This window comes from Streptomyces sp. NPDC057743 (genome assembly GCF_042798755.1).
Classification (GTDB): Bacteria; Actinomycetota; Actinomycetes; order Streptomycetales; family Streptomycetaceae; genus Streptomyces.
This window is the reverse complement of sequence record NZ_JBHVJX010000055.1, coordinates 1-24320: the sequence shown is the minus strand read 5'-3', so window position 1 is coordinate 24320 and position 24320 is coordinate 1. Positions and strand designations below refer to the sequence as shown.

Genomic DNA, 24320 nt, shown 5'->3' with positions numbered 1-24320 from the left:
GGCAGGTGTCGGCACGTGGCGAGAACCCTCGGAACGCCCAGTCCGGTCACAGCACGAAGGCGGCTCCCCTGGCCCCCGAGGGGGCGAAAGGAGCCGCCGTTCGCGGTGGGGACTCAGGAGTAGTAGATGACCATGCTGCCGGGGCCGTCAGCCTCGCAGTGGTCGATGGTGACGTGGTGCCCCACTGCCTTGTCCAACTCCTGCTGGGTCTGGGCGGTGTGACAGTCCGTCTGGTAGTTGCCCTGCGTTTCCATGGTCTGGAGGTCGGCAGCCTGGGCAGCTCCGGTGGCAACGCCGGACAGGGCCACGAGGCCAGCGGCGACGACTGCAGCGCGCTTGAACTTGCGCATGTCTTCTCTCCTTTGTGCAGGTGTCTTGCGTGCACGCTCGACGGCGTGCGGATCCACCCTCCGGGAGCGTGATGGCGGTAACCGCACCACTGGCCGGCCGCACGGCCGGTCGGGAATGCCACCCGGGGTGGACATGCTGGGTGTACCGAGGGTTCCCTCGGACACACAGCAGCCCATCACTGCGGTTGCCTCTGCCTCAAGGGAGCAAGATCTCTTGTTACAGAACTAAAACTGACCGTTTCGGAATGATGCGGTGGAGGAAACGGCGACCCAACTACCGCTGGTCGACCGGTTCCAGGCGAAATCCGGTCGACGCCGAAACGATCGCGGCGACTGTTCGCCATGAGCTCGCCCGGCGTTCGGCGACCACCCCTACGTCGGCGCCGCGGAGAAGAGCGGTCAACTCGTCGCGGCTGGCGGTCCCGTGACCGAGGGTCAGCAGTGGCACCGGGGCCATCAGGGCCTCGCCTCAGTAGCGGGTACCGATGCGGCGCCAGCGGCGTCCGCTGGTGCCGGGTTCGCTGGGGCGGGCGGTGGCGCGGGAGCGGTAGAGGACGAACGGGCGCCACAGATACCACAGGGGGACGCTCCAGGCGTGCACCAGCCGCGTGAAGGGCCACACGGCGAGGATGGCCCAGGCAGCGGTGGCATGGACGCGGTAGACGAGCGGGGCGTGGGAAATGGCGTCGACTTCGGGGCTGGCGGTGAACAGGCCGCGGAACCAGATGGCGACGCTCTGACGGTAATCGTGGCCGCTGCCAAGGAGGTTGACGCCCACGGTGGGGAGGGTGCCGAGGACGATGACGGTGATCAGCAGGGACAGGGCGAGCCAGTCGACGGGGCTGGTGGTGGCCCGCACCCGGGGGACGGCCGTGCGGCGGAAGGCGAGGACGAGCGCGCCGATGAGGACGGAGAGCGCGGCGACGGTGCCGCCGACGGCGGAGAACCAGCGGTAGGTCTGCTCGGGGACCCCGAGCCATCGGGTGAACGATGCGGGGACGAGGATGCCGGCGACATGGCCGGCGATGGCGGCGAAGGTGCCGTAGTGGAAGAGGGGGCTGCCCCACTTCAGCAGCCTGCTCTCCTGGAGTTGGGTGGAGCGACTGGTCCAGCCGAACTGGTCGTAGCGCCAACGCCAGACATGGCCGACGATGAAGATCGCGAGGGCGACGTAGGGCAGGATGACCCACCACCACAGGTCCCAGGAACTCACCGGCTCTCCCTCGGGTTCACGGAAACGGTCTCGGTCGGATGCGGGGCGTCGACGGCCGCTCGTGCGGTGCGGGGGACGCCAGCCCGGTCTGCTCCGGCGGGCCGAACGGCTCCAGGCCGACGTGCTCGCCCGGCGGTCCCTCCGTGGCCAGGCGGCGCCAGGTGTCGCGCTCACGGCGGCCTGGTTGGGGCAGCCGTGCGCAGAGCGTGTCGAGGACACCGGCGTACGGGGCGGAGTGCTCGTGGAGCGCCTGGCGGAGGAGTTCGAGTCCGGCCCGGCACTGGAGGAGGACGCGATGGCCGGGCTCGGGGGAAAGCGCGGCGAACTCCAGGACCAGCGGCAGGTAGTCCGGCAGTTCGGATGCGGGGAGCTCCTGACCGGCCTGCCGGTAGGTGTGTTTGAGGGTCAGCAGGGCCATGCCGCGGGCGCGGGTGTCGCCGTGCCGGTAGTAGGTCAGGTGCAGGGAGCGGCGGCGGGTGTGGTCGAAGGCGGCCACGTACCGTTGGGCCGCCTCGACGGGAGCCAGGCGGCGCACATGGTCGCAGGCGTTGGCGAGTCGGGTGCGGTCCGTCGGGTCGGCGACGGCGGGGAGTGCGAGGGCGACGTCGTCGAGGCTGGCGAGCATCGTCGCGTCCGGGTAGCGCAGCAGGATCGAGGCGATGCGGTGCACCAGCGGTGTGTCGGCCACCGTCCGAGGAGCGCGGCGGGGGATCACCGGCCGCTCCCGTCGCTGCCGAAGAGGCCGGGGGCCGGGCCGTTGCCGTTCCAACCGAGGAGGTTGAAACGCACGTTGCCGTCGCCGTCGCGGAACTGGCCGCCGCCCGGCGCGGCGGGCGCCGTAGGGTCGGCCGCGTCGCCGGGGAACCCCACCGGGCAGTGCTGGGCCATCAGGGCGCCGGAATCCTCGGCGTGCGCCTTGGGGATGACGTAGCGGTCGTCGTACTTGGAGATCGCCAGCAACTGGTACAGGTCCTCGATGTCCGCGGCGTCCGCGCCGACCGCGGCGAGCAGTTCCCCGTCGGGCGGGTCGCCCAACTGCCTGGCGCGCATGTGGGCACGCATCGCGGTCAGTTTGCGCAGCACGCCCTCGACGACGCCGGTGTCCCCGGCGGTGAAGAGGTTGGCCAGGTACTCCACGGGGATGCGCAGGGCCTCGATGGCGGCGAAGACGCGGTCGGGGTCGTCGTCGTGGTAGCCGGTGGCGTGCACCGCGTCCGTCACCGGGGACAGCGGCGGCACGTACCAGACCATGGGCAGGGTGCGGTACTCCGGGTGCAGCGGCAACGCCACCCGGTGCCTCTTCACCAACGCGTACACCGGGGACCGTCGGGCGGCCTGCAGCCAGTCGTCGGCGATCCCGTCGCGTTCCGCCGCCGCCCGCACCTCGGGGTCGTCGGGGTCCAGGAAGAGCGACAACTGCGCCTCGTACAGGGCCTTTTCGTCCTTCACCGAGGCGGCCCGGCGGACGGCGTCCGCGTCGTAGAGCAGCACGCCAAGGTGGCGCAGGCGACCCACGCAGGTCTCGGAGCAGATGGTGGGCGCTCCGGCCTCGATCCGTGGATAGCAGAAGGTGCACTTCTCGGCCTTGCCGGTGCGGTGGTTGAAGTACACCTTCTTGTACGGGCATCCCGACACGCAGAACCGCCAGCCGCGGCAGCGGTCCTGATCGACCAGGACGATGCCGTCCTCCTCCCGCTTGTACATCGCCCCCGACGGACAGGAGGCGACGCAGGAGGGGTTGAGACAGTGCTCGCAGATCCGCGGCAGGTAGAACATGAACGCGCGCTCGAACTCCAACCGCACCCGCTCCGACAGCCCCGCGAGGTTCGGGTCGTCGGCCGCGCACTCGGGCCCGCCGGCCAGGGCGTCGTTCCAGTTCGGGCCGTACGCCACAGACGTGTCCCGGCCGGTGAGTTGGGACTTGGGGCGGGCCGTGGGGAAGCCCTCGGACATCAACGGGGCACTGGTCAGCTGCTGGTAGTCGTAGGCCCACGGCTCGTAGAAGTCGTCCAGGGAGGGCAGTTCGGGGTTGTAGAACAGCGTCGCCAGTTTGCGCAGCCGTCCGCCCGCCTTCAGCTTCAGGGCGCCGCGACGGTTCAGGGTCCAACCGCCCTTCCACTTCTCCTGGTCCTCGTGACGGCGCGGGTATCCGGCGCCGGGCTTGGTCTCCACGTTGTTGAACCAGGCGTATTCGGCTCCGGGCCGGTTGGTCCACGTCTGCTTGCAGGTGACCGAGCAGGTGTGGCAGCCGATGCACTTGTCGAGGTTCATCACCATGGCGACCTGGGCCATGACGCGTCCGATGGTGCCCTTGCCGCGCGGCATCAGTAACGCACCTCCTGGCTGCGGCGGCGGACGACGGTGATCTCGTCGCGCTGGTTGCCGGTCGGGCCGATGTAGTTGAAGGCGTAGGACAACTGGGCGTAGCCGCCGATCAGATGGGTGGGCTTGATCAACAGCCGGGTCAACGAGTTGTCGCCGCCGCCCTGGAGACCGGACGTCTCCGTCTTCGGCACGTTCAGATGCCGGTCCACGGTGTGGTAGAGGAACACCGTGCCCCGCGGCATGCGGTGGCTGACCACCGCGCGACAGGCGACCACACCGTTGCGGTTGTACGCCTCGACCCAGTCGTTGTCCGCGACGCCGATGGCCTGTGCGTCCTGGGGGCTCATCCAGAGCACCGGGCCGCCGCGGAAGAGCGTGAGCATGTGCAGGTTCTCCTGGAACTCGGAGTGGATCGACCACTTCGAGTGCGGGGTCAGGTACCGCACCACGAGCTCTGGGCGGCCGTCCGGCGAGCGGGTCGGGTCGCCGAAGTGCGCCAACATGTTCAACGGCGGCCGGTAGACGGGGAGTTGTTCGCCGAACTCGGCCAGCCAGTCGTGGTCGAGGTAGAAGTGCTGGCGGCCGGTGAGGGTGTGCCAGGGCTTGCGGCGCTCGACGTTGAGGGTGAACGGGGAGTAGCGGCGGCCGCCCGACTCGGTGCCGGACCACTCCGCCGAGGTGATCACCGCCTGGGGCCGGGTGCGGGTGTCCTCGAAGGTGATCCGGTCGCCGGCGCGCTCCTCCGCCAGATCGGCCAGGTCCACGCCGGTGCGCGTCTCCAGAGCGCGCAGGGAGGCGACCGCCAGGCGGCCGTTGGTGGTGCCGGACAGTGCCAGGATCGCCTCGCAGAACTGGTCGTCGCGGGCGATGGACGGCCGGCCGTCGGCGACGCCGCCGCGCACGGTGCCGTTGCTGCGCCGCAGCAGGCCGATCTCCCGGTCGGGCTTCCATGTGACGCCCTTGGTGGTGGTGCCGAGGGTGTCCAGCAACGGCCCGATCGCGGCCATCTTCTCGGCCACCGCCGCGTAGTCGCGCTCCACCACGATCAGCTTCGGCATGGTCTTGCCCGGCACGGGCTCGCACTCACCGGCCTTCCAGTCCCGCACCCTGCCGTGCGGCTGGGCTAGTTCGTCGGGGGTGTCGTGCGCGAGCGGCGCCGCGATCACGTCCCGGCGCACTCCCAGGTGAGCCGCCGCCAGCTTCGAGAACTCGGCGGCGATGGCGTGGAAGACATCGAAGTCGGTGCGGGCCTGCCAGGGCGGGGCGATCGCGGGCTGGAACGCGTGCACGAAGGGGTGCAGGTCGGTGGAGGACAGGTCGTACTTCTCGTACCAGGTGGCGGCGGGCAGCACCACGTCGGAGAACAGGCAGGTGCTCGTCATCCGGAAGTCGACCGCCACCGAGAGGTCGAGCTTGCCGACCGGCGCCGGATCGCGCCAGGTCACCTCGCGCGGGCGCAGCGCGGGCGGGGTCTCGACCGCGGTGACCGCGTCGTCCGTTCCGAGCAGATGCCGCAGCAGGTACTCGTGGCCCTTCATCGAGGAGGCGAACAGGTTGGCCCGCCAAACGGTCAGCACCCGGGGGAAGTTGGCCGGGTCGTCCGGGTCCTCGGCGGCGAACCGCAGCCGGCCGCTCTTCAGCTCGTCGACGACGTGTTCTGGCACCTCCTTGCCGGCCTTCCGCGCTTCGTCGCACAGGTCCAACGGGTTGCGGTTGAACGCCGGATGGGAGGGCATCCAACCGAGCCGGGCGGCTAGCGCGTTGCAGTCCGGCATGGTCCGCCCCGCCAACTGCCCCTCGCCCAGCGGGCTGGCCAGCGCGTCGGCGGAGAACGCCTCGTAGCGCCACTGATCGGTGGCCAGCCAGAACAACGGGGTGCCCACCATGTGCCGGGTCGGGCGCTGCCAGTCCAGGCCGAAGGCGAGATGGAACCAGCCGGTCAGCGGCCGCACCTTCTCCTGCCCGACGTAGTGCGCCCAACCGCCGCCGTTGACGCCCTGGCTGCCAGTGATCATCAGCAGCGAGAGGAAGGCGCGGTAGATCTGGTCGGAGTGGAACCAGTGGTTGGTCCCCGCCCCCATCGCAATCATCGAACGGCCGCCGGTGCGCTCGGCGTTGCGCGCGAACTCCCGGGCCACTCGGGCGACGGCCTTCGCCGGCACCGAAGTGATCGGCTCCTGCCAGGCAGGGGTGTACAGCGCGGACGCGTCGTCGTATCCCGACGGCCACCCACCGGGCAGCCCGTCGCGGGCCACTCCGTACTGTGCGAGCACCAGGTCGAAGACGGTGGTCACCAGGTGCCCGCCGACCCGCACGGCCGGTACACCGCGCCGCAGCACACCGCCCGAATCGCCGGTACCGGTGTCGAACCGGGGCAGGTCCACCGCCGTCGCCTCGGCGTCGGAACGCCCGTACAGGGTCAACAGCGGGTCGGCGCCGTCCAGTTGCAGATTCCACCGGCCCCTCCCCGACTCCGTCCAGCGGAAACCCAGCGACCCGTTCGGCACCGCGGGCTCCCCGGTGCGCGCGTCCAGCAGCACCGTCTTGAAGTCCGCGCCGTCCTCCGCGGTCCCGGACAGGTCGGCGGCGGTGAGGAACTTGTCCGCTACGTACGCACCGTCGCGTGCCCGGAGCCGGACCAGGAACGGCAGGTCGGTGTAGGTCTTCGCGTACTCGGCGAACCGGGGCACCTGCCGGTCGCGGTAGAACTCGGTCAGGATCACGTGTCCCATGGCCAGCGCCAGCGCCCCGTCGGTGCCGGGAGCCGCCGCCAGCCAGTCGTCGGCGAACTTGGTGTGGTCGCCGTAGTCCGGCGAGACCACCACGACCTTCTGGCCGCGGTAGCGGGCCTCGGTCATGAAGTGCGCGTCCGGCGTGCGCGTCAACGGCAGATTGGTGCCCCAGACGATCAGATAGCCGGCGTTCCACCAGTCACCGGACTCCGGCACGTCCGTCTGGTCGCCGAAGACCTGCGGCGAGGCCATCGGCAGGTCGGCGTACCAGTCGTAGAACGAGGAGATGGTCCCGCCGATCATCGACAGGAACCTGGTCCCGGCGGCGTACGAGGCCATGGACATCGCCGGGATCGGGGAGAACCCGACGATGCGGTCCGGGCCGTACCGCTTGACGGTGTGCACATAGGCCGCCGCGACCAGTTCGGTCACCTCGGGCCAGGAGCAGCGCACGAACCCTCCCTTGCCGCGCGCTCGCTTGTACATCGACGCGCGCTCGGGGGCGCGGGTCAGCCACTCCCACGCCTGAACCGGATCCGCGGTGCGTTCCTTGGCCTGTCGCCACAGCTCAAGCAGCGGGGCGCGCACGTACGGGTAGCGGATCCGGGTGGGCGAGTAGGTGTACCAGGAGAACGACGCGCCGCGCGGGCACCCCCGTGGCTCGTACTCCGGGGAGTTCGGCCCCACCGAGGGGTAGTCGGTGGCCTGCGTCTCCCAGGTGATGAGCCCGTCCTTGACGAAGACCTTCCACGAGCAGGATCCGGTGCAGTTCACCCCGTGCGTGGAGCGCACCTCCCGGTCGTGCCGCCACCGCTCTCGGTAGAACTCCTCCGCCGCCCGCCCACCCTCGCGGTACAGCGCGCGCCGGTCCGGTGACTGCTCGCCGGGGAAGAAGTACTGTGCCGAACGCATCAGCCGCTCGCACGCCTCAGCCACGCGGTCGGTGCTCACGCTCTTCGCCTCCTGCGCCGCGCTAAGGGGCGGGTGCCGACGGCGGTGCGCGCTGGCCCACGGGAGAGAGCCGACCGACGCGGTGCCCCCAACGGGCCGGGAGGGCGAGCGGCAGGTCGACGGTCACAAGCACGCGGACCGGGCGGCGTGCCCAACGCGACTGGCATCCTTGGGGGTTGGGAGGTAGCGAGCCGGTTCGCCGTCATCTCACCACCTCTTCACAGCTGCCGAAGGAGGACGAGCCGACCGTCTGCCTGTGCTCGCGGGTACGGCCTCCGCGCTCGGGCCGAACGACCACCGCCAGTCTCGGTACGCCTCACCGGAGCTGCAAGCCGCCAATCGCGCGATACCGCCGACGCGGCCCTGGTTCCGGTGTCCCCACGGCGCCGCGGACGGCACTGGGGCGTACCCGGCGGCTCATCCCCGCGGTACGACCGCGACCGGACAGCCCGAGTGGTGGAGCAGGGCGAGCACGACCGGTCCAAGGGGCATCGGAGAGCGGTGCGGTTGGCGGCCGATGACCAGCAACCCGGCCCGCGCGCAGGCACTCAACAGCACGGGCACCGTCCGCCCCTCAAGCGCCCGCTCGGCCACCTGAACGTCCGGGAACTTCTCCCGCCAACGAGCCAGGCCCGCGCAGAGCAGTTCACGCTCGTCCGCCGCCCTCGTGGCATCCGCCCCGTAATCGGCGGCGGGCACGTCCAACCCACCCATGACCGTGCCAGGCGCCCAGGCATGGACGACGCTCAGGCCGACGCGGTGGGCCGCGGCCGCGGTGAACGCGTAGTCCAGCACTGCGTCGTCGGCGTCCGGTTCCTGCACCCCGACGACGACCTGCGGGGCGGGGCCCGAGGAGCACTCGTCCCCGCGCACGATGACCACCGGGCACTGCGCGCGGCCGAGAATCCGCAGGCTCACCGCCCCCAGGAGGAAGCCCGCCAGCGCGTCGTGCCCTCGGGAGCCGAGCACCAGGAGCGAGGCCGTCCCGCTGCGTTCGGCCAGCACGTCGGCCGCGTCCCGGTCGACCAGCTCGGTCACCGCGCGCATTCCGGGCCGCAGTTGCTCGACCACCGCTTGGGCACGCGCCAGCACCTCGGTCCCGTGGCTGCGCCGCTCGGCTTCGGTTCGTGCGAGCGGGACCGGCCAGTGCGTCGAGGACCAGGAGTGCAGGAGTTGGAGGGGCAACCCCCGGGCGGCAGCTGCCTCGACGCCCCAGCACACGGCCGGCACGCTGTTGCCGGTGCCGTCCAGCCCGACGAGGACCGGGCCGTCCATGTCACACCACCTCCAGGGGCTCGTTCGCCGGCGTGCTCCGGCGCGGGCTCGGGTCGCCCCGGTCCGCTCCGCCCGCCCCGGCGGCCCGGTGCCCGGAGGGGAACGCCGGCGAAGGGGTCGTCGCCCGTCGGGTCTCGTCCTCGACGAACCGGCTCAGCGCGCGGGCGCTTTCGAGGAACTGCGCGGGGAAGACGATGGTCGAGTTCTTCTCCGCGGCGATCTCGGAAAGGATCTGGAGGTTGCGCAGTTGCAGGGCGACGGGGTGGGCGCTGATGACGTCGGCGGCCTCGGCGAGCCGGTCGGCGCTGAGCGCCTCCCCCTCGGCCGCGATGATCTTGGCGCGCTTCTCCCGCTCGGCCTCGGCCTGCCGGGCCATGGCCCGCTGCATCGCGGGCGGCAGCTCGATGTCCTTCAGCTCCACCAACAGCACGTAGACCCCCCAGCGTTGGGTCAAGCCGTCGAGGATTTCCTTGATCTGGGTGTTGAGCGTCTCGGTGTCGGTGAGGACCTGGTCGAGGAGGGAGCGGCCGACGACGTTGCGCACGGTGGTCTGGGCGATCTGGCCCATGGCCGCCGACACGTCCTCGATCTCCACGATGGACTTCACGGGGTCGACCCGGCGGAAGTAGGCGACGGCCGCCACGCCGATGGAGACGTTGTCCCGGGTGATGACCTGTTGGGACGGGATCGGCATCGTCACGGTCCGCAGCGTGACCTTCCACATCCGGTCCACGAGGGGGACCATGAAGCGGATGCCCGGCTCCCGCACGTTGTGCAACCTCCCGAAGCGGAACACCACTCCGCGCTGGTACTGACGCACGATCGCGACGCCGAGGTTCGCCATGGCGTCCACCTCCTTGCGGTGCTGCCCTCCACGCTGCAACGCCCACGGTCGCGCCCGCTTGGGTCCTCCGGGCCACTCGCCGGGACCGACCGGTTCCCCGCGCGCTGCGACGGCCGTGCCCGCGTCTCCGCCGCCCTCAGACGGCGTGCCTCGGCGGCTGCGGCACGGCAATGACGGGGCACTGTGCGTAGGGCAGCACGCCCTGGCTGACGGAGCCCAGCAGCATGCCGGTGAAACCGCCCCGCCCCCGGGTCCCCACCACCAGGCACAGGGCGTGGGCCGATGCCTTGGTGAGCGCTTCCACCGGGTGACCGACGACGACCTCGTGGTGCACTTCGACACTGGGGTAAGTCGCCGTGCGGCCGGCCACGGTCTCGGACAGCAGGCTGCGGCACTCCTGTTCCTCGGTCGGGTCGTCCCGCTCGCCGAACCGCCGCGGACGCCGCACGTACAGGGCCCGCAGAACGGCGTCGTGCGCGGCGGCGTGCTCGAAGGCGACGTCGACGGCGGCCGCTGAGTGCGCGCTGCCGTCGACCCCGACGACGACGTACCGGGGGTCCTGGGTGACGTGTTCCGGTTCGGGGACCACAACCACGGGGCAGTGGGCGTGCGCCATCACGGGCAGGGCGACGGAGGCCGGGCTGAACGCCTCCGCGAACCGGCCCAGGTGCCGGGAGCCCAGCACCAACGCGACGGCGTCCAGTGCCTGTTGCCGCAGGACCCACTCCGGTCTGCCCTCGGCCAACACTGCGGAGAGCTCCACCCGCGGCTGCCGCTCCTCGACGAACGCCACCGCGCGCCGGAGAACGTGCTCGCCGGCTTCGTGCAGCGCCTGGTTCCACTCCTCCCACGACGGCCGCACCCGCAGGTCGCGGTACCCACTGGTCGGCACCCCTTCGGCATGCACCACGCACAGCGGCACCCGGCGGCGCGCCGCCTCGTCCGCCGCCCAGGCCAGCGCCATCCGCTGAGCGGGGTCAGCCGCCACGCCCACCACGATCGCTCGACGCGCATCCGTTGCAGCCATCATCGTCGTCTCCCGGTCGCACTCGCCGATGTCCCTCCGCCCGGCCCGGCGCTCTCGGCACAATCCCCGAACACCCCGCCGTTTCGGGGGACTTCGACGTCATGAGACGTCGGCCAGTCGCGTCGCCCCGTGCTTGTCGCCGCCTCGCGGATGCCCTTCCAGGAGGCGTCCGGTCACCAGCTCGGGAGCGATCCGGATGAACGCGTCCTGTACCACCGTCACCCACGAGCGGAGCCCGACCGCGCGCAGCCGCTCCTGCTCCTTCGGATCGGTGACCAACGCGGCCCGCCCGATCACGCTCACGCTCCACCCCGACCGCGCGGCCTCGTCGAACCAGTCCGCCTCGAACGCCACGACGGCACCGTCGACGGCATGCGCCAGGCGCGACAGGGCGGACGTCCGCAACACCACGGCATGGTCCTGGTCCAGGGAGAAGTTGACCGGCAGGACCGCGGGCAACGCCTCGTGCGTGTACACGATGCGCCCGATGGGCACCAGCGCCAGGCGTCGCAGGCACTCCTGCCGGTCCAGTTGCCGCAAGCCGTTCTGCCGCTCCATGCCCGCATCGTCCGCACCGTGTGCGGACCTGGCATAGGGCCGGTGGTCCCCGGACAGAGGGCAGATCGGGTCCCTTCGGGTCGGACGACTCCGTCGGCTGCCCCGCCCTGGAAGCCGAGGACGACGGCCTCCTGCCTGCGGATGCACAGGTCCCACCCCGAACCGTCTACGTTCCGCGCGTCTTCTCCCGGACGACCACGACCGGGCACGGCGCGTGCTGCGTGCAGTGCTGGCTGACCGAACCCAGAAGAGCGCCTGCGAACCCTCCGTGGCCACGGCTGCCGACCACCAACAGGTCGGCGTCCCTGGCCTGGTCCAGCAACACGGCGACGGGAGTCCCGTACGCCAGGCCGCCGCAAACCCGGGCCATCTGCTCCGGCGGTACGACGTCCTTGATGGTCTGGTCGAGGGTCTGGCCGGCCGCGTTCTTCACGTCGGCGGCGAGTTCCCGCGGTGCGTCGATCCAGCCGATCGAGCCGTACAGCGGCGGGTACTCCCACGCCGTCACCGGACACACGGTGCTGTCCGTGAGCTCGGCCTGGCGCACCGCCCAACGCAGCGCCTCCTTCGAGGAATCCGAGCCGTCGACACCCACGACGATGCGGTCCTTCCCCTTCCCCTTTGCCTTCCCCTTCCCCTTGTCCGCCGGCTCTCCACTCATGACGACCTCCGCGATCCGCCTCCCGACGGGAACGGCGCCGCTCCCGCGGGCCTGCTCTTACGTCAGGGTCCGGCCGACGGGCAGCACGGGGCATGGGGCCACCGGGCCGCATCGTCGGGACCACCCGGCCTCGGAACGGCCGTTCGGCCTCTGTGCTGGATGCGGCGAGGGGCGGAGGATCGGACCGATCGGACCGTGTGGAGGCCGGGTCCGGGGCCGTCGCAGATGACGGCGCTCCGGTTCCGGTGAACGTGGTGATGAGCGGTGAGCGATATGCGTGCGCCATTGGTCGTCGGTGTCAACGGCTCGGACGACGCCTTGTGCGCGGTGGACTGGGCCGCCGACGAGGCCGCTCTGCGCGGCTGCCCGGTGCAACTCCTGCACGCGTCGCAGTGGGAACAGTACGGCGACGCGGAGATGTCCGGCGGACCGGACCCGCGGCTGAGGCGGGATGCCGCGGCGCGGGGCCTGGTCGCCGTTGCCGAGGCGCGGGTCGCGTCGCGCCGGCCGGAGGTTGCCGTGTCGGCCGTGGTTCAGGACGAGGACCCCGTCTATGCGCTGGTCGACGCGAGCGACCGCGCCGCGATGGTGGTGGTCGGCAGCCGGGGACACGGCCTGTCCGGCGTCGTGGCGGGGGCGGTGAGCCTGACCCTGGCGGCGCGGGCACACTGCCCGGTGGTCGTGGTGCGGCCCGGCGGTGGCGCCGGCAGCGCGGGCGGGCGGTGGGTCCTGCTCGGGCTCGGGGCGCCGGACCGGACGCCGGCAGCGGCCGAATTCGCCTTCGTGGAGGCGGCGTTGCGCGGCTGTGGCGTCACCGTCGTGCACGCCCGGCCGGGCCGCCACGGCGAGCATCTCGCCCCCGGGGGCGGCCTGTCCGTCGGGCTCCCACCCCTGCGTCGGCAGATGACCGAGGAGCGGCTGGCGGAAGGGCTGGACGGTGCCGTTGCGCGGTGCGTTACGCGTCATCCCGGCGTGCCGGTGCGCCGGTTGGTCGTTGCGGGCCGCGCGCATCCGACGCTCCTTCGGGCTGCGGAAGGGGCGGAGCTGCTGGTGCTCGGGGCGCGCCGACGTGCCGATCCGCTCGGCCCACAGCTGGGGCCGGTCAACCGCGCGATGCTGCACCACGCACCATGCACCGTCGCGATCGTCCCCGTGCAGCCGAGCGGTGGGTGAGGGGCGGTGGGCCCAAGCGCCTGGGCGGCCGTCGTCGGCCGTACGCGCGTCCCGGTGCCGGCCCCCGGCCCGGACGCTCGCTGATGTGAACGCCGGAGGGTCCGTACGGCCCTCCGCACTGCCCCATCCGGGCCTTGGTACCGGGCACCGCATCGCCGACGATGGCATGTACGCGGAATGGTCCTCCGCGGCCGGGGCGGTCGCCCCCCGGGGCGGCCGCCCCGGTCTGCCGGGCGGCCGCGAGTCGCCTGTGGGCGGTCGATGCGATGCGGGGAGTTCCGGGGACGGCCCGGCAGTGGACCGTCCGGCCCTGGCGATCGGTGGGAGACCGTGCTGGTGTGGAGCCCCGGCGGCCTGCGGGCCGTCTCAGGCACGAGCTCGACGCCGGAGTCTCCAAGAGGGCCCGGCGGGACGGGATGGTTGCCGTGGAAGGCACCGACGACCGGGCAGCGGCAGGGCAGGCGCCGCGAGCGGTGGACGCCCGGCGGCCGCTGGATCGGTGGTTGCTGGTCGCGACGGTGGCCGCCCTGGTGGCCGGTGGTGTCACGCGGCTGGCCGGCCTGTCCGGGCTCGCCGACGCCTGCTGGGCGGTCGGCACGCTGATCGGCGTCGTGCCGGCCGTCGGCTGGGTCGTCAAGGCCCTGCGGAGGGGGCGGTTGGGGGTCGATCTGGTCGCGGTGCTGGCCCTCGCCGGCACCCTGGTCGTCGGTGAGTACCTCGCCGGGGCCTTGATCGCGGTGATGTTGGCGACCGGTCGGGCCCTGGAGGCCGCCGCGAGTCGTCGGGCCTACCGCGATCTGCGGGCCCTGCTGGAGCGTGCCCCGCGCTCGGCCCGTCGCCGACGGGGCGCGGAGGTCGCCACCGTGGACGTGACGGAGGTCGCCGTCGACGATGTGCTCGTGGTCGGCCCCGGTGAGGTGGTGCCGGTGGACGGCACGGTCACGGCGGGCACGGCGGTGCTGGACGAGTCGGCGCTCACCGGGGAGCCGGCGCAGGTGGAGCGGCGGACCGGCGAGGGCGTGCGCAGCGGCGTGCTGAACGCGGGCGGCGTCTTCGAGGTGACGGCGGGCGCGACGGCGCGGGACAGCACGTACGCGGAGGTCGTCCGGCTGGCTCGGGAAGCGGGGGCCGAGAAGGCGCCGGCGGTGCGGCTCGCCGAGCGGTACGCCGCGTGGTTCCTGCCGCTGGCGCTCGGACTGGCCGGCGGCGCCTGGGCGTTGAGCGGGGAGGCCGTGCGGGCGGTGGCCGTGCTGGTCGTGGCGACGCCGTGCCCGCTGCTGCTGGCGGTGCCGGTGGCCGTCGTCTCCGGGATGTCGCGGGCGGCCCGGCGGGGCGTGGTGGTGCGGGACGGGCGGGCGTTGGAGAGCCTGGGCCGGGCCCGCACCCTGGTGCTCGACAAGACCGGGACGCTCACGGCGGGTCGGCCACGGGTGCTGGAGGTGGCGGCGGTGCCCGGCGGTCCCTCCCCCACCGAGGTCCTGCGGCTGGCCGCCTCGGTCGATCAGGTCTCGGTGCACGTCCTGGCCGAGGCGGTGACCCGGGAGGCCCGCGACCGCGATCTGGCCCTCTCGCTGCCCCTCGATGTCGTCGAGGAACCGGGGCGCGGCGCCACCGGTACCGTCGACGGGCGCCGGATCGCCGTCGGGAAGACCGATCTGCCTACGGCCGAACTGCCGGCCTGGGCCCGGGGGGTGGAGAACCGGGCGCTGCTCGACGGGGCGGCGGTCGCCTGGGTCACCGTGGACGGCGCGCTCACCGGCGCCGTACTGCTCCATGACCCGCTGCGTCGCGAGGCCCCGCACACCGTGCGGCGGCTGCGGGCGGCGGGCCTGACGCGGCTGCTGCTGCTCACCGGGGACCGCCCGGAGCCGGCCCGTCAGGTCGGGACGGTCCTGGGGCTGGACGACGTCGCCGCCGGGCAACTGCCCGCCGACAAGGTCCGGGCCGTGCGGGACGAGTGCGAGCGCGCCGTCACCGTGATGGTCGGCGACGGCCTCAACGACGCCCCGGCCCTGGCCGCCGCCGACATCGGGGTCGCCATGGGAGCGCGCGGTGCCACCTCGGCATCCGTGGCCGCCGACATCGTGCTCACCACCGACCGGGTCGCCCGGCTCGCCGACGCGATGGACCTCGCCGTGCGGGCCCGCCGGATCGCGGTGCAGAGCGCGGCGGGCGGCATGGTGATGTCGCTGCTGGCGATGGCGGCGGCGCTGCTGGGGCTGCTGCCACCGGCTCCCGGTGCGCTGCTGCAAGAGGGCATCGACGTGGCCGCCATCCTCAACGCGCTCCGCGTCCTGCTGCCGGCCCGCGGCACCGGCGGGCCGCCCCTCGAACCGGCGGCCGAGCGCCTGATCCACCGCTTCGCCGCCGAACACGAGGAACTACGCGGCGTCTTGGACGCCATCCGGGACGCGGCGAACCTGCTCTCCGCCGACCCAGGCCCGGCTGCCCTGGCGGCCGTGCGCCGCGTCGACCGCCTGCTGACCGAGCGGCTGCTCCCCCACGAGTACGCCGAGGAGCACCAGCTCTACCCCGCGCTCAACTCCCAACTCGGCGGCCCGGACGCCACGGAGACCATGAGCCGCGCGCACGCCGAGATCGAACGCCTCGCCCGCCGCATCGCCTCGCACCTCGCCGTGGCCGACTCCGCAGGCACCCTGCTGCCGGAGCAACTCGACGATCTGCGGGCGTCGTTGTACGGCCTCCACACCGTCCTGCGGCTGCACTTCAGCCAGGAGGAGGAGAGCTACTTCTCGCTCTCCTCCTGACGTTTGCAGGGCGTTCGTCCTGACGTTCGCAGGGTTCGATCCCGGTCCGTCAGGCGGTGGCGGCCCGGGCCCTCACGGGGTCACGAGGTGATCGTCAGCACCTCGTCCAGCGGTCGGCGCGGAGTGCTCGGGCCCTGGGGTCCGTAGCCCAGGCGCAGGATCATGTGGACGTAGCCGGGGCCGGAGAGCGGGTCGCGCAGCAACCAGCGCAGGTCGGGCCATTCGACGGCTTGCGAGGCGAAGGAGCTGGCCAGGCCCTCGCGGGTGGCGAGGAGGAGGACGCGCTGCAGTGCCTGGCCGGCGCGCAGCCAGTCGGCGGCGCTGTCGCCGGTCGTGCTGAGGGAGGCCAGTTGCGGGCGCTGCTCGAAGTCGGCGTAGGGGCGGCCGGCGACGTGGTGGCGGCTGGCGAAGTTCCTGATGGGGGCCCGGCCGCCGCACTTGACGGGTCCGAAGGCGTAGTCCGGTATCCCGTCGACGGGAGACTGAGCGGAGGCGTCGCGGGTCCAGCCGCGTTGTTCGGCCTCCCGACGCTCGTCCATGCGGTCGTAGCCCTCGGCGTGCAGGAGGAGGTCGAGGACCGCCTCGCGGTGCGGGGTGGTCAGGAACGCGAGCCGGGCCCCTTCCCTGGCCGCGGCCTCGACGAGTGCCGCACGGATGCTGTCGGGGATGCGTCGCTCGGCGAAGGGGTAGCGGCTGGTGTGCCGTTCGTGGATCGCGGAGTGGAGCGCGGAGAGGGACACCTCCAGGGGTTCGCGGGGAACGTCGAGCCGGACGGTGGCCAGCACCGTGGGGGTGCGCGGGTCGGGTAGCAGGGTGGTGACGGCGCGGTGGTCGGCGTGTGCCGCGGCTGACCGCAGGTTCAGCAGCGCCGCGCCACAACCGAGGTGGAGTCCACGGGTGGTGGGGTCGGCCAGCGGCATGGCCCGGTCGAGGTCCGCGGAGAGAGTGACGGTGCGCCGCGCGCGGGAGTAGGTGAAGTGCCACGGCTGGGCGTTGTGCATGGACGGCGCGGCGGTGGCGTCGGCGACCAGTGCCCCGACGGCCTTGTCGTCGAGTGCGGTGGGGGTGAGCACCGGGCCTCCCGGTCTTATCGGGCCGTGCCGTTGCCGGGCACGGACGGGTGGCAGGGGCAGGGGCGTCTTCAGCGTCGCCAAGCGCCGCCGGCGGCATCAGGGGCCATAGGGCCCTGGGCGGGGTCCGGTCGGCCTCCCGGGGACGCCCGGCCGGGGGAAGGGGCCAAGTGGCTCATGTCCGACCGTTCACCGGCCCGGCCACGCTTGGGGTAGGCCGCACCGCTGGCCGCACCGGCGGAAGGAGACGGAGATGGAGCACCGGACGATAGGTGAGCTGATGACCCGGAAGGTCGTGAGCGTGCGGATCGACACCCCGTTCAAGGAGATCGCGCAGACCCTCGCCGACAACGCGGTGAGCGCGGTGCCCGTGCTCGACTCTCTCGGTCGGCCGGCCGGCGTCGTGTCGGAGGCGGATCTGCTGCGCAAGGCGGCCGACCGCACCGACCTGTCCGGGCGGACACCGCTGCCGCACCTGGAAGCGTGGGAACGGGCCCGGGCGGAAGGGTGTACCGCAGGGGAGTTGATGTCGGCTCCGGCGGTCTGCGCCCATCCGGAATGGACGGTGGTGGAAGCGGCGCGCCTGATGGAGGTGCAGCAGCTCAAGCGCCTTCCCGTGGTCGACGAGACGGACGCCCTGCTGGGCATCGTCAGCCGCGCCGACCTGCTGCGGGTCTTCCTGCGCAAGGACCGGGCGATCCGGGAGGAGATCACGCGCGAGGTCATCGGGCGCACGGCGCGCCTCGGTGCGTCGGGCGTGACCGTGGACGTCGAGCGGGGTCAGGTGGCCCTCCACGGCTCGGTGACGGACCTGCTGCTGATTCCCGTGCTGGTGCGGATGTGCGAGAGCGTCGACGGGGTGGTGTCGGTGTCCGAAGACCTGAAGTCGGCTCAGGCCACCGGCGACCAGGCGCGCGGGGCCGACGAAGAACCGTCCCAGGAAAGCCGGTCGCCGTCATGAAGAACCTCATCACCGTGGGCGTGGACGGCACGCCCCAGGCCCTGGCTGCGGCCCAGTGGGCGGCCCAGGAGGCCAAGCTGCGGCAGTGCCGACTGCGGCTGCTGACGGCCTGGGAACCCCTTACCACGAAGCCGCGGGGCGCACCGTGGAAGCCGGAGATGCCGCACTGGCCGGACCTGATCAGCGAGCAGGCCAGGACCGCGGCCGAGGCGGTGGCCCCAGGAGTACCCATCGAGCTGGCTCTCGTGCGCGAGCGGCCGTTGCGGGCCCTGGTGGCGGCCGCCGAGGAGACAGACCTGCTGGCCCTGGGGTCGCGGGGGCTCGGGCCGGTGGCGCGCTTCGCACTGGGCGAGATCGGCCTCGCCCTGATCCCGCGGGTCGCGGTCCCGGTCGTCCTGGTGCGGTCCCAACAGGACCGCCAACCGGCCGAAGGCAGCGACGACATCGCGGTCGGCGTCAGTCTGCACGCCCCCTCCGAAGGGCTGCTGTCCTTCGCCTTCGAGACCGCGGCCCGGCGTGCCGTGCCGCTCCGCGCCGTGCACGGCAGGAACCTGCCGCCGTTCGCCTACGACCCGGCCGGCGTCGCCGAGCGGGCCAGCGCGGAGGAGGCGGCCAGGGTCGCCCAAGACGAGCTGTCCGAGGCGCTGCGCCCGTGGCGGGAGAAGTTCCGGGACGTGCGGGTCACGGAGCAGGTGGTACTGGAGAGCCCGGCACAGGCGCTCCTCCACGGCACCGCGGGTTGCCAACTGCTGGTCGTCGGGCGCCGGCACCTCGGTCGGGCCGTCCCCCACATCGGCCACGTCGTCCACGCGGCCGTCCACCACGCGCCCTGTCCCGTGGCGATCGTGCCGCACGACTGACCCCGCCACGGGGTGCGGGCGCGCTCGCCCGTCGAGAGGAGATGTCCCTGATGACGACCGACCCGACACCGGCCGAATCCGGCACCGGAGCGGTACGGCCCCGCAGCGATCTGGGGCGGCGCGTGGCGCTGCGCCGGCAGGAGTTGGGGCTGACCCGCGAGGACGTCGCGGCCCGGGCCGCCGCATCGCCCGGCTACCTGGAGTACGTCGAGGAGCACGCGGCCGAGCCCGGCATCGGGTTCCTGCTGCGCCTCGCCGGCGCGCTCGACACCACGGTGGCAGAGCTGACCGGCAGCACCGCAGACCTCCCCTCGGGCTTCGGCAGGGCCGGCGCCCACCCGGAGGTCTTGGTGCTCGGCCCCGCCGAATGCCGCGAACTGCTCGCCGGCCACGGCATCGGCAGGGTGGCCGTCACCCTCGGCGACACCCCCGCCGTCTTCCCGGTCAACTACACCGTCGTCGACAACGTGATCGGCTACCGCACCCACGCCGACTCCGGCCCGGCCGCGGCGGCCGGCCACGAGGCCGCGCTGGAGGTGGACCACATCGACGAGGCGTTCAGCCAGGGATGGAGCGTACTGGCCGTGGGGCCGGCCGAGGTGGTCACCGGCTTCTACGAATCCCGCCGGTTCGAGGAGCAGGCGTTCTCGGCTCCTTGGGTGGGTGGGGGCCGGTATCAGTGGATCGCCATCCGGCCGACGCGTCTGACGGGACGGCGCATCCGCGTCCCCGGTGCGCCGGTATCACCGGCCACGAGCGCCGATCGCAGCACGGACGAATGAGCTCTCCGGTGAGCTCTCCGGCGGACTCAGGAACCTCGGCCGACCTGCGAAAACTCATCGCCCGGCGGTTCGGCCAGGACGCACCACGAGACCGCGCCGAGCAGTTCGGACAGCCGTCGGGAGACGTCCATCAACAGGTCGTCCAGCGCCACCACGCCCACGAGCCGCCCCGCGTCCAGGACAGGCAGTCGGCGGACGGACGCGCGGCGCATGGTGCGGTACGCGGCGTCCACGTCGTCGTCCGGGGCGACGGAGTGGACCTGCTCCGTCATCACGTCCCTGACCGGTGCGGTCGCGACGTCCCTGACCGGTGCGGTCGCGCTCCGTTCGGCGCCCAGTCCGCGCACGGCCAGGTCCCGGTCGGTGACCACACCGCGGACCGTCCCATCGGACGCCACGACCAGGTACCCGACGGTGTGCCGCGCCATCGCCCGCGCCGCCTCCCGCAGCGTGGCATCGGGAGCCACCGTGACCACCGGCGTACGCATCACGTCGCGGACCCGCATCGCGTGCCTCCTCGCTGCTTCGCGCCCACTGTCGCGCGGGAGCGGGCCCGACGCCGTGGGCCGGTCGTCCTCGTCACCGGCCGAAGGGCCCAACGGCCCGCGGCGGGCGGCGGCGTCGAAGACGGACGTGAGATCGGCCGCCCGGACCGCGGCGGCAGCAGGTGAAACGGAGGGAAGGAGCGCGCCCATGTCCGAGACCACCACCACCGACCTCTACGAAGTGACCATGGCGCTCTCCTACCTCCGCGAGCGGATGACGGAGCCGGCCACCTTCAGCTGCTTCGTCCGCCAACTGCCGCCCGACCGCGGCTTCCTGGTGTGCGCCGGTGTCGAGTCGGTCCTCAACTACCTGTCCCGGTACCGCGTCAGCCTGGCCGATGCCCGCTCGTTCGCCGAGGTCTTGGGGCGGCCCCTGCACGCGCTGCTCCCGCTGGTGGGCACCCGCTTCACGGGTACCGTGCGGGCAGTTCCCGAGGGGCGTGTCGTCCTGGCCGGTGAGCCGCTGCTGGAGGTCACCGCTCCCCTGCCGCAGGCCCAACTCGTCGAGACGTGCGTGCTCAACCTCCTCAACCACCAGACCGCGGTCGCCTCCAAGTGCGTCCGGTGCGTGCTCGCCGCGCGGGGGCACGCGGTGGTGGACTTCTCGCTGCGCCGCACCCACGGGACCGCCGCGGGCCTGCAAGCGGCCCGGCTGGCCGCGTTGACGGGCTTCGCGGGCACCAGCAACGTCGCCGCGGCCCGTGCCCTGAACTTCCCCGCCGTCGGCACCATGGCGCACTCGTACGTCGAAGCCTTCGAGAACGAGGAGGCGGCCTTCACCGCCTTCGCCCGCTGTCACCCCGGCCCCGTCACGTTCCTGGTGGACACCTACGACACCGAGTCGGGCGTCGCCGTCGCCGCCCGCGTGCTGCGCGCGCTGGACCGTGCCGACGGCTCGGCCGTCCGTCTGGACAGCGGTGATCTCAAGGAACTCGCCTTCCGGGCACGGGCGATCCTCGACGCCGCCGGCCTCCCGCGGGTCCGCATCGTCGCCAGCGGCGGCCTGGACGAGTTCGCCGTCCACGACCTGGTGGCGTCCGGTGCGCCCATCGATATCTACGCCGTCGGGACCCGGGTGGGGGTCAGCGCCGACGCCCCCTTCCTGGACTCGGCGTACAAGCTGGTCGAGTACGCCGGCCGGCCGGTGATGAAGCTGTCGTCGGCGAAGGTGACGGCTCCCGGCCGCAAGCAGGTCTTCCGGCGCCCCGGCTGCGCCGATGTGATCGGCCTGGCCGACGAGCCGGCGCCGGCGGGGAGCCTGCCGCTCCTGACGACGGTCATGCGCCACGGGATGCGGAGCGCATCATCGCTGCCCCTGGACGAGGCCCAACGGCGGCTCGCGGCCGAAGTGGCCCAACTCCCCGCCGCCGCCCGGAAGATCCGTTCACCGGAACCGGTGCGAGTCACCGCGTCGGAAGCGCTCATGGAACTGACCGGACGCGTCCGACAACGCATCGAACACGAGGTGTTCGGCACGCCCGCGTAGCGCAGAACGTGCCGGCCCGCACACCGGCGGGCCGGCTCCCGTGACCCAGGAGGACCGCCCACTTCTCGCGGGCCCTGATTGCGCGGTGCACGGTCTCGCTCCGCTTCTCCGCGTCTCCCGTCCTCCTTGTCACTTTCAGTAGACCCGCTGCGGGCCCCGCGGACAAGTTCCGTTCGGTCCCTCCCCCATGGGCCGGAAGGCCCCTCATCCAGCGATCCCGCTCGAACGGAAACCTGCCATGGGTGGCGCGGCCCTCGCGGGTCTGGGCGGCAACTGGGGGCAGCATGCCGGCAGTTCGCCGAGCATCGAGCAACCGGCCGGCGCACGTCCCACCGCGAGGGGCCGGTCGTCTCCGGGTGGGGGAGGTTCGGCCCTGTCGGGGCAAGCCTGCGCGGAGGCACGGTGGACTCGTAGAAATCGGTCCGCCCGAAGCACGGCACCGGCGGTCGCGTTCGGCGGTTTCCGACGCGCCGCCCCTGGAGGTGAACCATGACCAGGACCTTGGATTGGTCGATGCGCCTGCACCTCTTCGAGGAAGGCAGCACGACGAAAGCACGGGTGGTCCTCGACACCGGCACCACGACGCTCATCGGGCACGGCACCGCGCAGTGCGGTCCGGGCGACCCGAACGTCCCCGAGATCGGCGACGAACTGGCGGCCAGCCGCGCGATGGGCGATCTCGCGGCGCAACTGGCGCGGACCGCGTCCGACGATCTGGAAGGCGTGTGGGAGTCCGTGTGGGAACACACCGGCCGCCGGCCCCCCGAGGTACTCGGTCGGGCGTCCCGGCCGTAGGCGCCAACGCCCGATGCCCCATTCGGCTCCCGCGCCCGCCCGCGCGAGCGCAAGCCTTCGTACCGTCGATGCATGGCGGAAGACCAGGAAGGCGGCGCTCGCGGGCCCGGGAAGCTGACCAAGGCCCGGTACGAGCGCGAGCTGTACCGGTTGCAGGTCGAGTTGGTGAAGCTCCAGGAGTGGGTGCGCGCCGAAGGCGCCCGGCTCGTCGTGGTCTTCGAGGGGCGCGACGCGGCCGGCAAGGGCAGCACCATCAAGCGCGTCACCGCCTACCTCAACCCCCGCGTGGCACGCATTGTCGCGCTGCCCCGCCCCACCGAACGCGAGCGCACCCAGTGGTACTTCCAGCGCTATGTGGAACACCTGCCCGCGGCCGGCGAGATCGTCCTGTTCGACCGCAGCTGGTACAACCGGGCCGGCGTTGAACGGGTCATGGGCTTCTGCACCCCCACCGAATACCAGCGCTTCCTGCACCAGTGCCCGGTCTTCGAGCGGATGCTGGTCGAGGACGGCATCCTGCTCCGCAAATACTGGTTCTCGGTCAGCGACGACGTACAGGAACAGCGCTTCCGCCAACGCCTGGACGACCCCACCCGCCGCTGGAAACTCTCCCCGATCGACCTCGAATCGCTGACCCGCTGGGAGGACTACTCGCGCGCCAAGGACGACATGTTCGTCCACACCGACATCCCCGAAGCACCGTGGTACGTCGTCGAGAGCGACGACAAGCGCCGGGCCCGCCTCAACATGATCGCCCACCTGCTCTCGACCGCCCCCTACCACGACGTCGCCCCGGCCGTACTGGAACTCCCACCCCGGCCACCGAGCACCGGCTACCGGCGACCACCGCGCGACCTACAGAACTACGTGCCCGACCACGCCGCCGGTCTGGAGCGATAACTCTCACGCTCGGGTTCGCCTTCCCCAACCCAACAGCGTCTCGATACGCAGGTGGGCACGACCCGAGCAGCGTCAGGATCACGGGGCGAGAAGAGCAGGCGAGCGCGGCTTACCCGGCCGCGCAGGACGGTCGCCGAGGTTCGGTGGGCGCCACCACGTTCGCCGGCTCAGCCCGCCTCGTCGGCTCAGCTCGCCCGGGTCCCGCGGGTGACGGGAACCTTGGTGGTCTCGCCCTTCGCCGCCTCCAGCGGTACCCGGACGGTGAGGATGCCGTCGGTGTACTCGGCCGTCGCCCGGTCGCTGCGGGCCCCTGCCGGCAGCCGTACGGCGCGGGCGAACGAGCCGTAGTGGAATTCGGAGCTCTCCTTGGTCTCCGTGCGTTCCTCTCGCTCGGCGCGGATGGTCAGGAAGTCTCCGGTGACGTCGATCTCCAGGTTCTTCTCCGGGTCGATTCCCGGCAGCTCTGCCTTGACCTGGTACGCGTCCTCGCCCAGGTGTTCCTCGATGCGGATCTCATGCGTGCCGAAGTGCCACGGCCCACCGAGGATCCCGCTTTCCAGCCGGTCGAACACGTCCTGCATCGAGAGAGTCCGTGCCGGGTGGCGTTGCAGTACGTTGCCCATCGTTGCTCCTCAGTCAAGACGACCACGGAGGGAGCGAGTGTCCCTCGCCATCGAGCCTGCTCGACGCCCTGCCGGTGGCCAATGAGCCGTTGGGTGCCGCGCCATGGGCCGTTCGGCCCGGAGTCCTTCGGAGATCGGATGCGGACGAGACGGCACTTCTTGTGTCCGTGAGCCGTCACGAGGGGCGGTGTGCCTGGGCACCGCTCACGGCATCTGGGGCGCGCCGGCGCGAGCTCTCAACCGTGCTTTTCCCCACTGGTTCCCGCGGCGTGCTGCGTGGCGAGCACGGCCGCCTGGATGCGGCGCTCGACGCCCAGCTTGGCCAACAGGCGGGAGATGTGGTTCTTGACGGTCTTCTCGGACAGGTAGAGCCGAGCCCCGATCTGACGGTTCGTCATCCCTTCGCCGATGAGGCCGAGGA

General features: G+C 72.2%; 22 protein-coding genes. 8 read left to right on the top strand and 14 right to left on the bottom strand.

The genetic code is table 11. The annotated features are described in order from the left end of the window. Nucleotides 1-113: 113 nt before the first annotated feature. The 10 genes from ACFVFQ_RS35715 to ACFVFQ_RS35670 all read right to left on the bottom strand — a co-directional run bounded on the left by ACFVFQ_RS35715 (nucleotide 114) and on the right by ACFVFQ_RS35670 (nucleotide 11936). Nucleotides 114-350 (bottom strand): hypothetical protein, encoded by a 237-nt coding sequence (locus ACFVFQ_RS35715; protein ID WP_383424346.1) that lies wholly within the window; start codon nucleotides 348-350, stop codon nucleotides 114-116. A gap of 469 nt (nucleotides 351-819) precedes the next feature. Further along, nucleotides 820-1563: a respiratory nitrate reductase subunit gamma gene (gene narI / locus ACFVFQ_RS35710; RefSeq protein WP_383424344.1), complete on the bottom strand. Its 744-nt coding sequence runs from the start codon at nucleotides 1561-1563 to the stop codon at nucleotides 820-822. A 16-nt stretch (nucleotides 1564-1579) separates the two neighbouring features. Next, a complete protein-coding gene (gene narJ, locus ACFVFQ_RS35705) occupies nucleotides 1580-2251 on the bottom strand; it encodes a nitrate reductase molybdenum cofactor assembly chaperone (protein WP_383424342.1) in 672 nt (223 codons plus the stop codon). Between the two features lie 23 nt (nucleotides 2252-2274). Then, the gene (gene narH, locus ACFVFQ_RS35700) at nucleotides 2275-3888 is read right to left on the bottom strand and encodes a nitrate reductase subunit beta (protein WP_383424340.1); all 1614 of its coding nucleotides are present in this window, start codon (nucleotides 3886-3888) and stop codon (nucleotides 2275-2277) included. Further along, nucleotides 3888-7532, bottom strand: a complete 3645-nt coding sequence (locus ACFVFQ_RS35695) for a nitrate reductase subunit alpha (protein WP_383424378.1) — start codon at nucleotides 7530-7532, stop codon at nucleotides 3888-3890. The genes narH and ACFVFQ_RS35695 overlap by 1 nt, the downstream gene beginning before the upstream one ends. A 456-nt stretch (nucleotides 7533-7988) precedes the next feature. Next, complete coding sequence (locus ACFVFQ_RS35690; protein WP_383424338.1) at nucleotides 7989-8846, bottom strand: universal stress protein; 858 nt, start codon at nucleotides 8844-8846, stop codon at nucleotides 7989-7991. A gap of 1 nt (nucleotide 8847) precedes the next feature. Continuing rightward, nucleotides 8848-9690, bottom strand: a complete 843-nt coding sequence (locus ACFVFQ_RS35685) for a slipin family protein (RefSeq protein ID WP_383424336.1) — start codon at nucleotides 9688-9690, stop codon at nucleotides 8848-8850. Nucleotides 9691-9826: 136 nt separating this feature from the next. After that, nucleotides 9827-10717: a universal stress protein gene (locus ACFVFQ_RS35680; protein WP_383424376.1), complete on the bottom strand. Its 891-nt coding sequence runs from the start codon at nucleotides 10715-10717 to the stop codon at nucleotides 9827-9829. A gap of 99 nt (nucleotides 10718-10816) precedes the next feature. Beyond that, entirely contained in the window at nucleotides 10817-11275 is a 459-nt protein-coding gene (locus ACFVFQ_RS35675; protein ID WP_383424334.1) for a pyridoxamine 5'-phosphate oxidase family protein, read from the bottom strand. 166 nt (nucleotides 11276-11441) lie between these two features. Continuing rightward, a complete protein-coding gene (locus tag ACFVFQ_RS35670; RefSeq protein WP_383424332.1) occupies nucleotides 11442-11936 on the bottom strand; it encodes a universal stress protein in 495 nt (164 codons plus the stop codon). Nucleotides 11937-12209: 273 nt separating this feature from the next. Here ACFVFQ_RS35670 and ACFVFQ_RS35665 point away from each other — a divergent pair, with 273 nt between their 5' ends. After that, nucleotides 12210-13109, top strand: a complete 900-nt coding sequence (locus ACFVFQ_RS35665; RefSeq protein ID WP_383424331.1) for a universal stress protein — start codon at nucleotides 12210-12212, stop codon at nucleotides 13107-13109. 473 nt (nucleotides 13110-13582) lie between these two features. Continuing rightward, a complete protein-coding gene (locus ACFVFQ_RS35660; protein ID WP_383424374.1) occupies nucleotides 13583-15877 on the top strand; it encodes a heavy metal translocating P-type ATPase in 2295 nt (764 codons plus the stop codon). Between the two features lie 80 nt (nucleotides 15878-15957). Here ACFVFQ_RS35660 and ACFVFQ_RS35655 read toward each other — a convergent pair whose 3' ends face one another. Next, nucleotides 15958-16950, bottom strand: coding sequence for an Acg family FMN-binding oxidoreductase (locus ACFVFQ_RS35655; protein ID WP_383424330.1), 993 nt, complete (start codon nucleotides 16948-16950; stop codon nucleotides 15958-15960). A gap of 250 nt (nucleotides 16951-17200) precedes the next feature. Here ACFVFQ_RS35655 and ACFVFQ_RS35650 point away from each other — a divergent pair, with 250 nt between their 5' ends. Genes ACFVFQ_RS35650 through ACFVFQ_RS35640 form a run of 3 tightly spaced genes read left to right on the top strand, consistent with a single transcriptional unit; the run spans nucleotide 17201 to nucleotide 19550 of the window. Further along, nucleotides 17201-17908, top strand: a complete 708-nt coding sequence (locus tag ACFVFQ_RS35650; protein ID WP_383424328.1) for a CBS domain-containing protein — start codon at nucleotides 17201-17203, stop codon at nucleotides 17906-17908. Further along, on the top strand, nucleotides 17905-18768 hold the full coding sequence (locus ACFVFQ_RS35645) for a universal stress protein (protein ID WP_383424326.1): 864 nt from the start codon (nucleotides 17905-17907) through the stop codon (nucleotides 18766-18768). The genes ACFVFQ_RS35650 and ACFVFQ_RS35645 overlap by 4 nt, the downstream gene beginning before the upstream one ends. A gap of 50 nt (nucleotides 18769-18818) precedes the next feature. Continuing rightward, nucleotides 18819-19550: a helix-turn-helix domain-containing protein gene (locus ACFVFQ_RS35640; protein WP_383424324.1), complete on the top strand. Its 732-nt coding sequence runs from the start codon at nucleotides 18819-18821 to the stop codon at nucleotides 19548-19550. Between the two features lie 26 nt (nucleotides 19551-19576). Here ACFVFQ_RS35640 and ACFVFQ_RS35635 read toward each other — a convergent pair whose 3' ends face one another. Next, nucleotides 19577-20056: a CBS domain-containing protein gene (locus ACFVFQ_RS35635; protein ID WP_383424322.1), complete on the bottom strand. Its 480-nt coding sequence runs from the start codon at nucleotides 20054-20056 to the stop codon at nucleotides 19577-19579. Nucleotides 20057-20243: 187 nt separating this feature from the next. Between ACFVFQ_RS35635 and ACFVFQ_RS35630 the strand changes: the two genes are divergently transcribed. The 3 genes from ACFVFQ_RS35630 (at nucleotide 20244) to ppk2 (ending at nucleotide 23276) form a co-directional block, all read left to right on the top strand. Next, the gene (locus ACFVFQ_RS35630) at nucleotides 20244-21581 is read left to right on the top strand and encodes a nicotinate phosphoribosyltransferase (protein WP_383424320.1); all 1338 of its coding nucleotides are present in this window, start codon (nucleotides 20244-20246) and stop codon (nucleotides 21579-21581) included. Nucleotides 21582-22070: 489 nt separating this feature from the next. Next, nucleotides 22071-22376, top strand: coding sequence for a DUF1876 domain-containing protein (locus tag ACFVFQ_RS35625; RefSeq protein ID WP_383424318.1), 306 nt, complete (start codon nucleotides 22071-22073; stop codon nucleotides 22374-22376). Nucleotides 22377-22448: 72 nt separating this feature from the next. Next, nucleotides 22449-23276, top strand: coding sequence for a polyphosphate kinase 2 (ppk2, locus tag ACFVFQ_RS35620; RefSeq protein WP_383424316.1), 828 nt, complete (start codon nucleotides 22449-22451; stop codon nucleotides 23274-23276). 185 nt (nucleotides 23277-23461) lie between these two features. Here the strand turns inward: ppk2 and ACFVFQ_RS35615 are convergent, their stop codons facing one another. Beyond that, nucleotides 23462-23899 carry an Hsp20/alpha crystallin family protein gene (locus ACFVFQ_RS35615; RefSeq protein WP_383424314.1) on the bottom strand — a complete coding sequence of 146 codons (438 nt, stop codon included), beginning with the start codon at nucleotides 23897-23899 and terminating at the stop codon, nucleotides 23462-23464. 236 nt (nucleotides 23900-24135) lie between these two features. Continuing rightward, nucleotides 24136-24320 (bottom strand): response regulator transcription factor (locus ACFVFQ_RS35610; protein WP_383424312.1); only part of this gene is annotated, 185 nt, incomplete at its 5' end.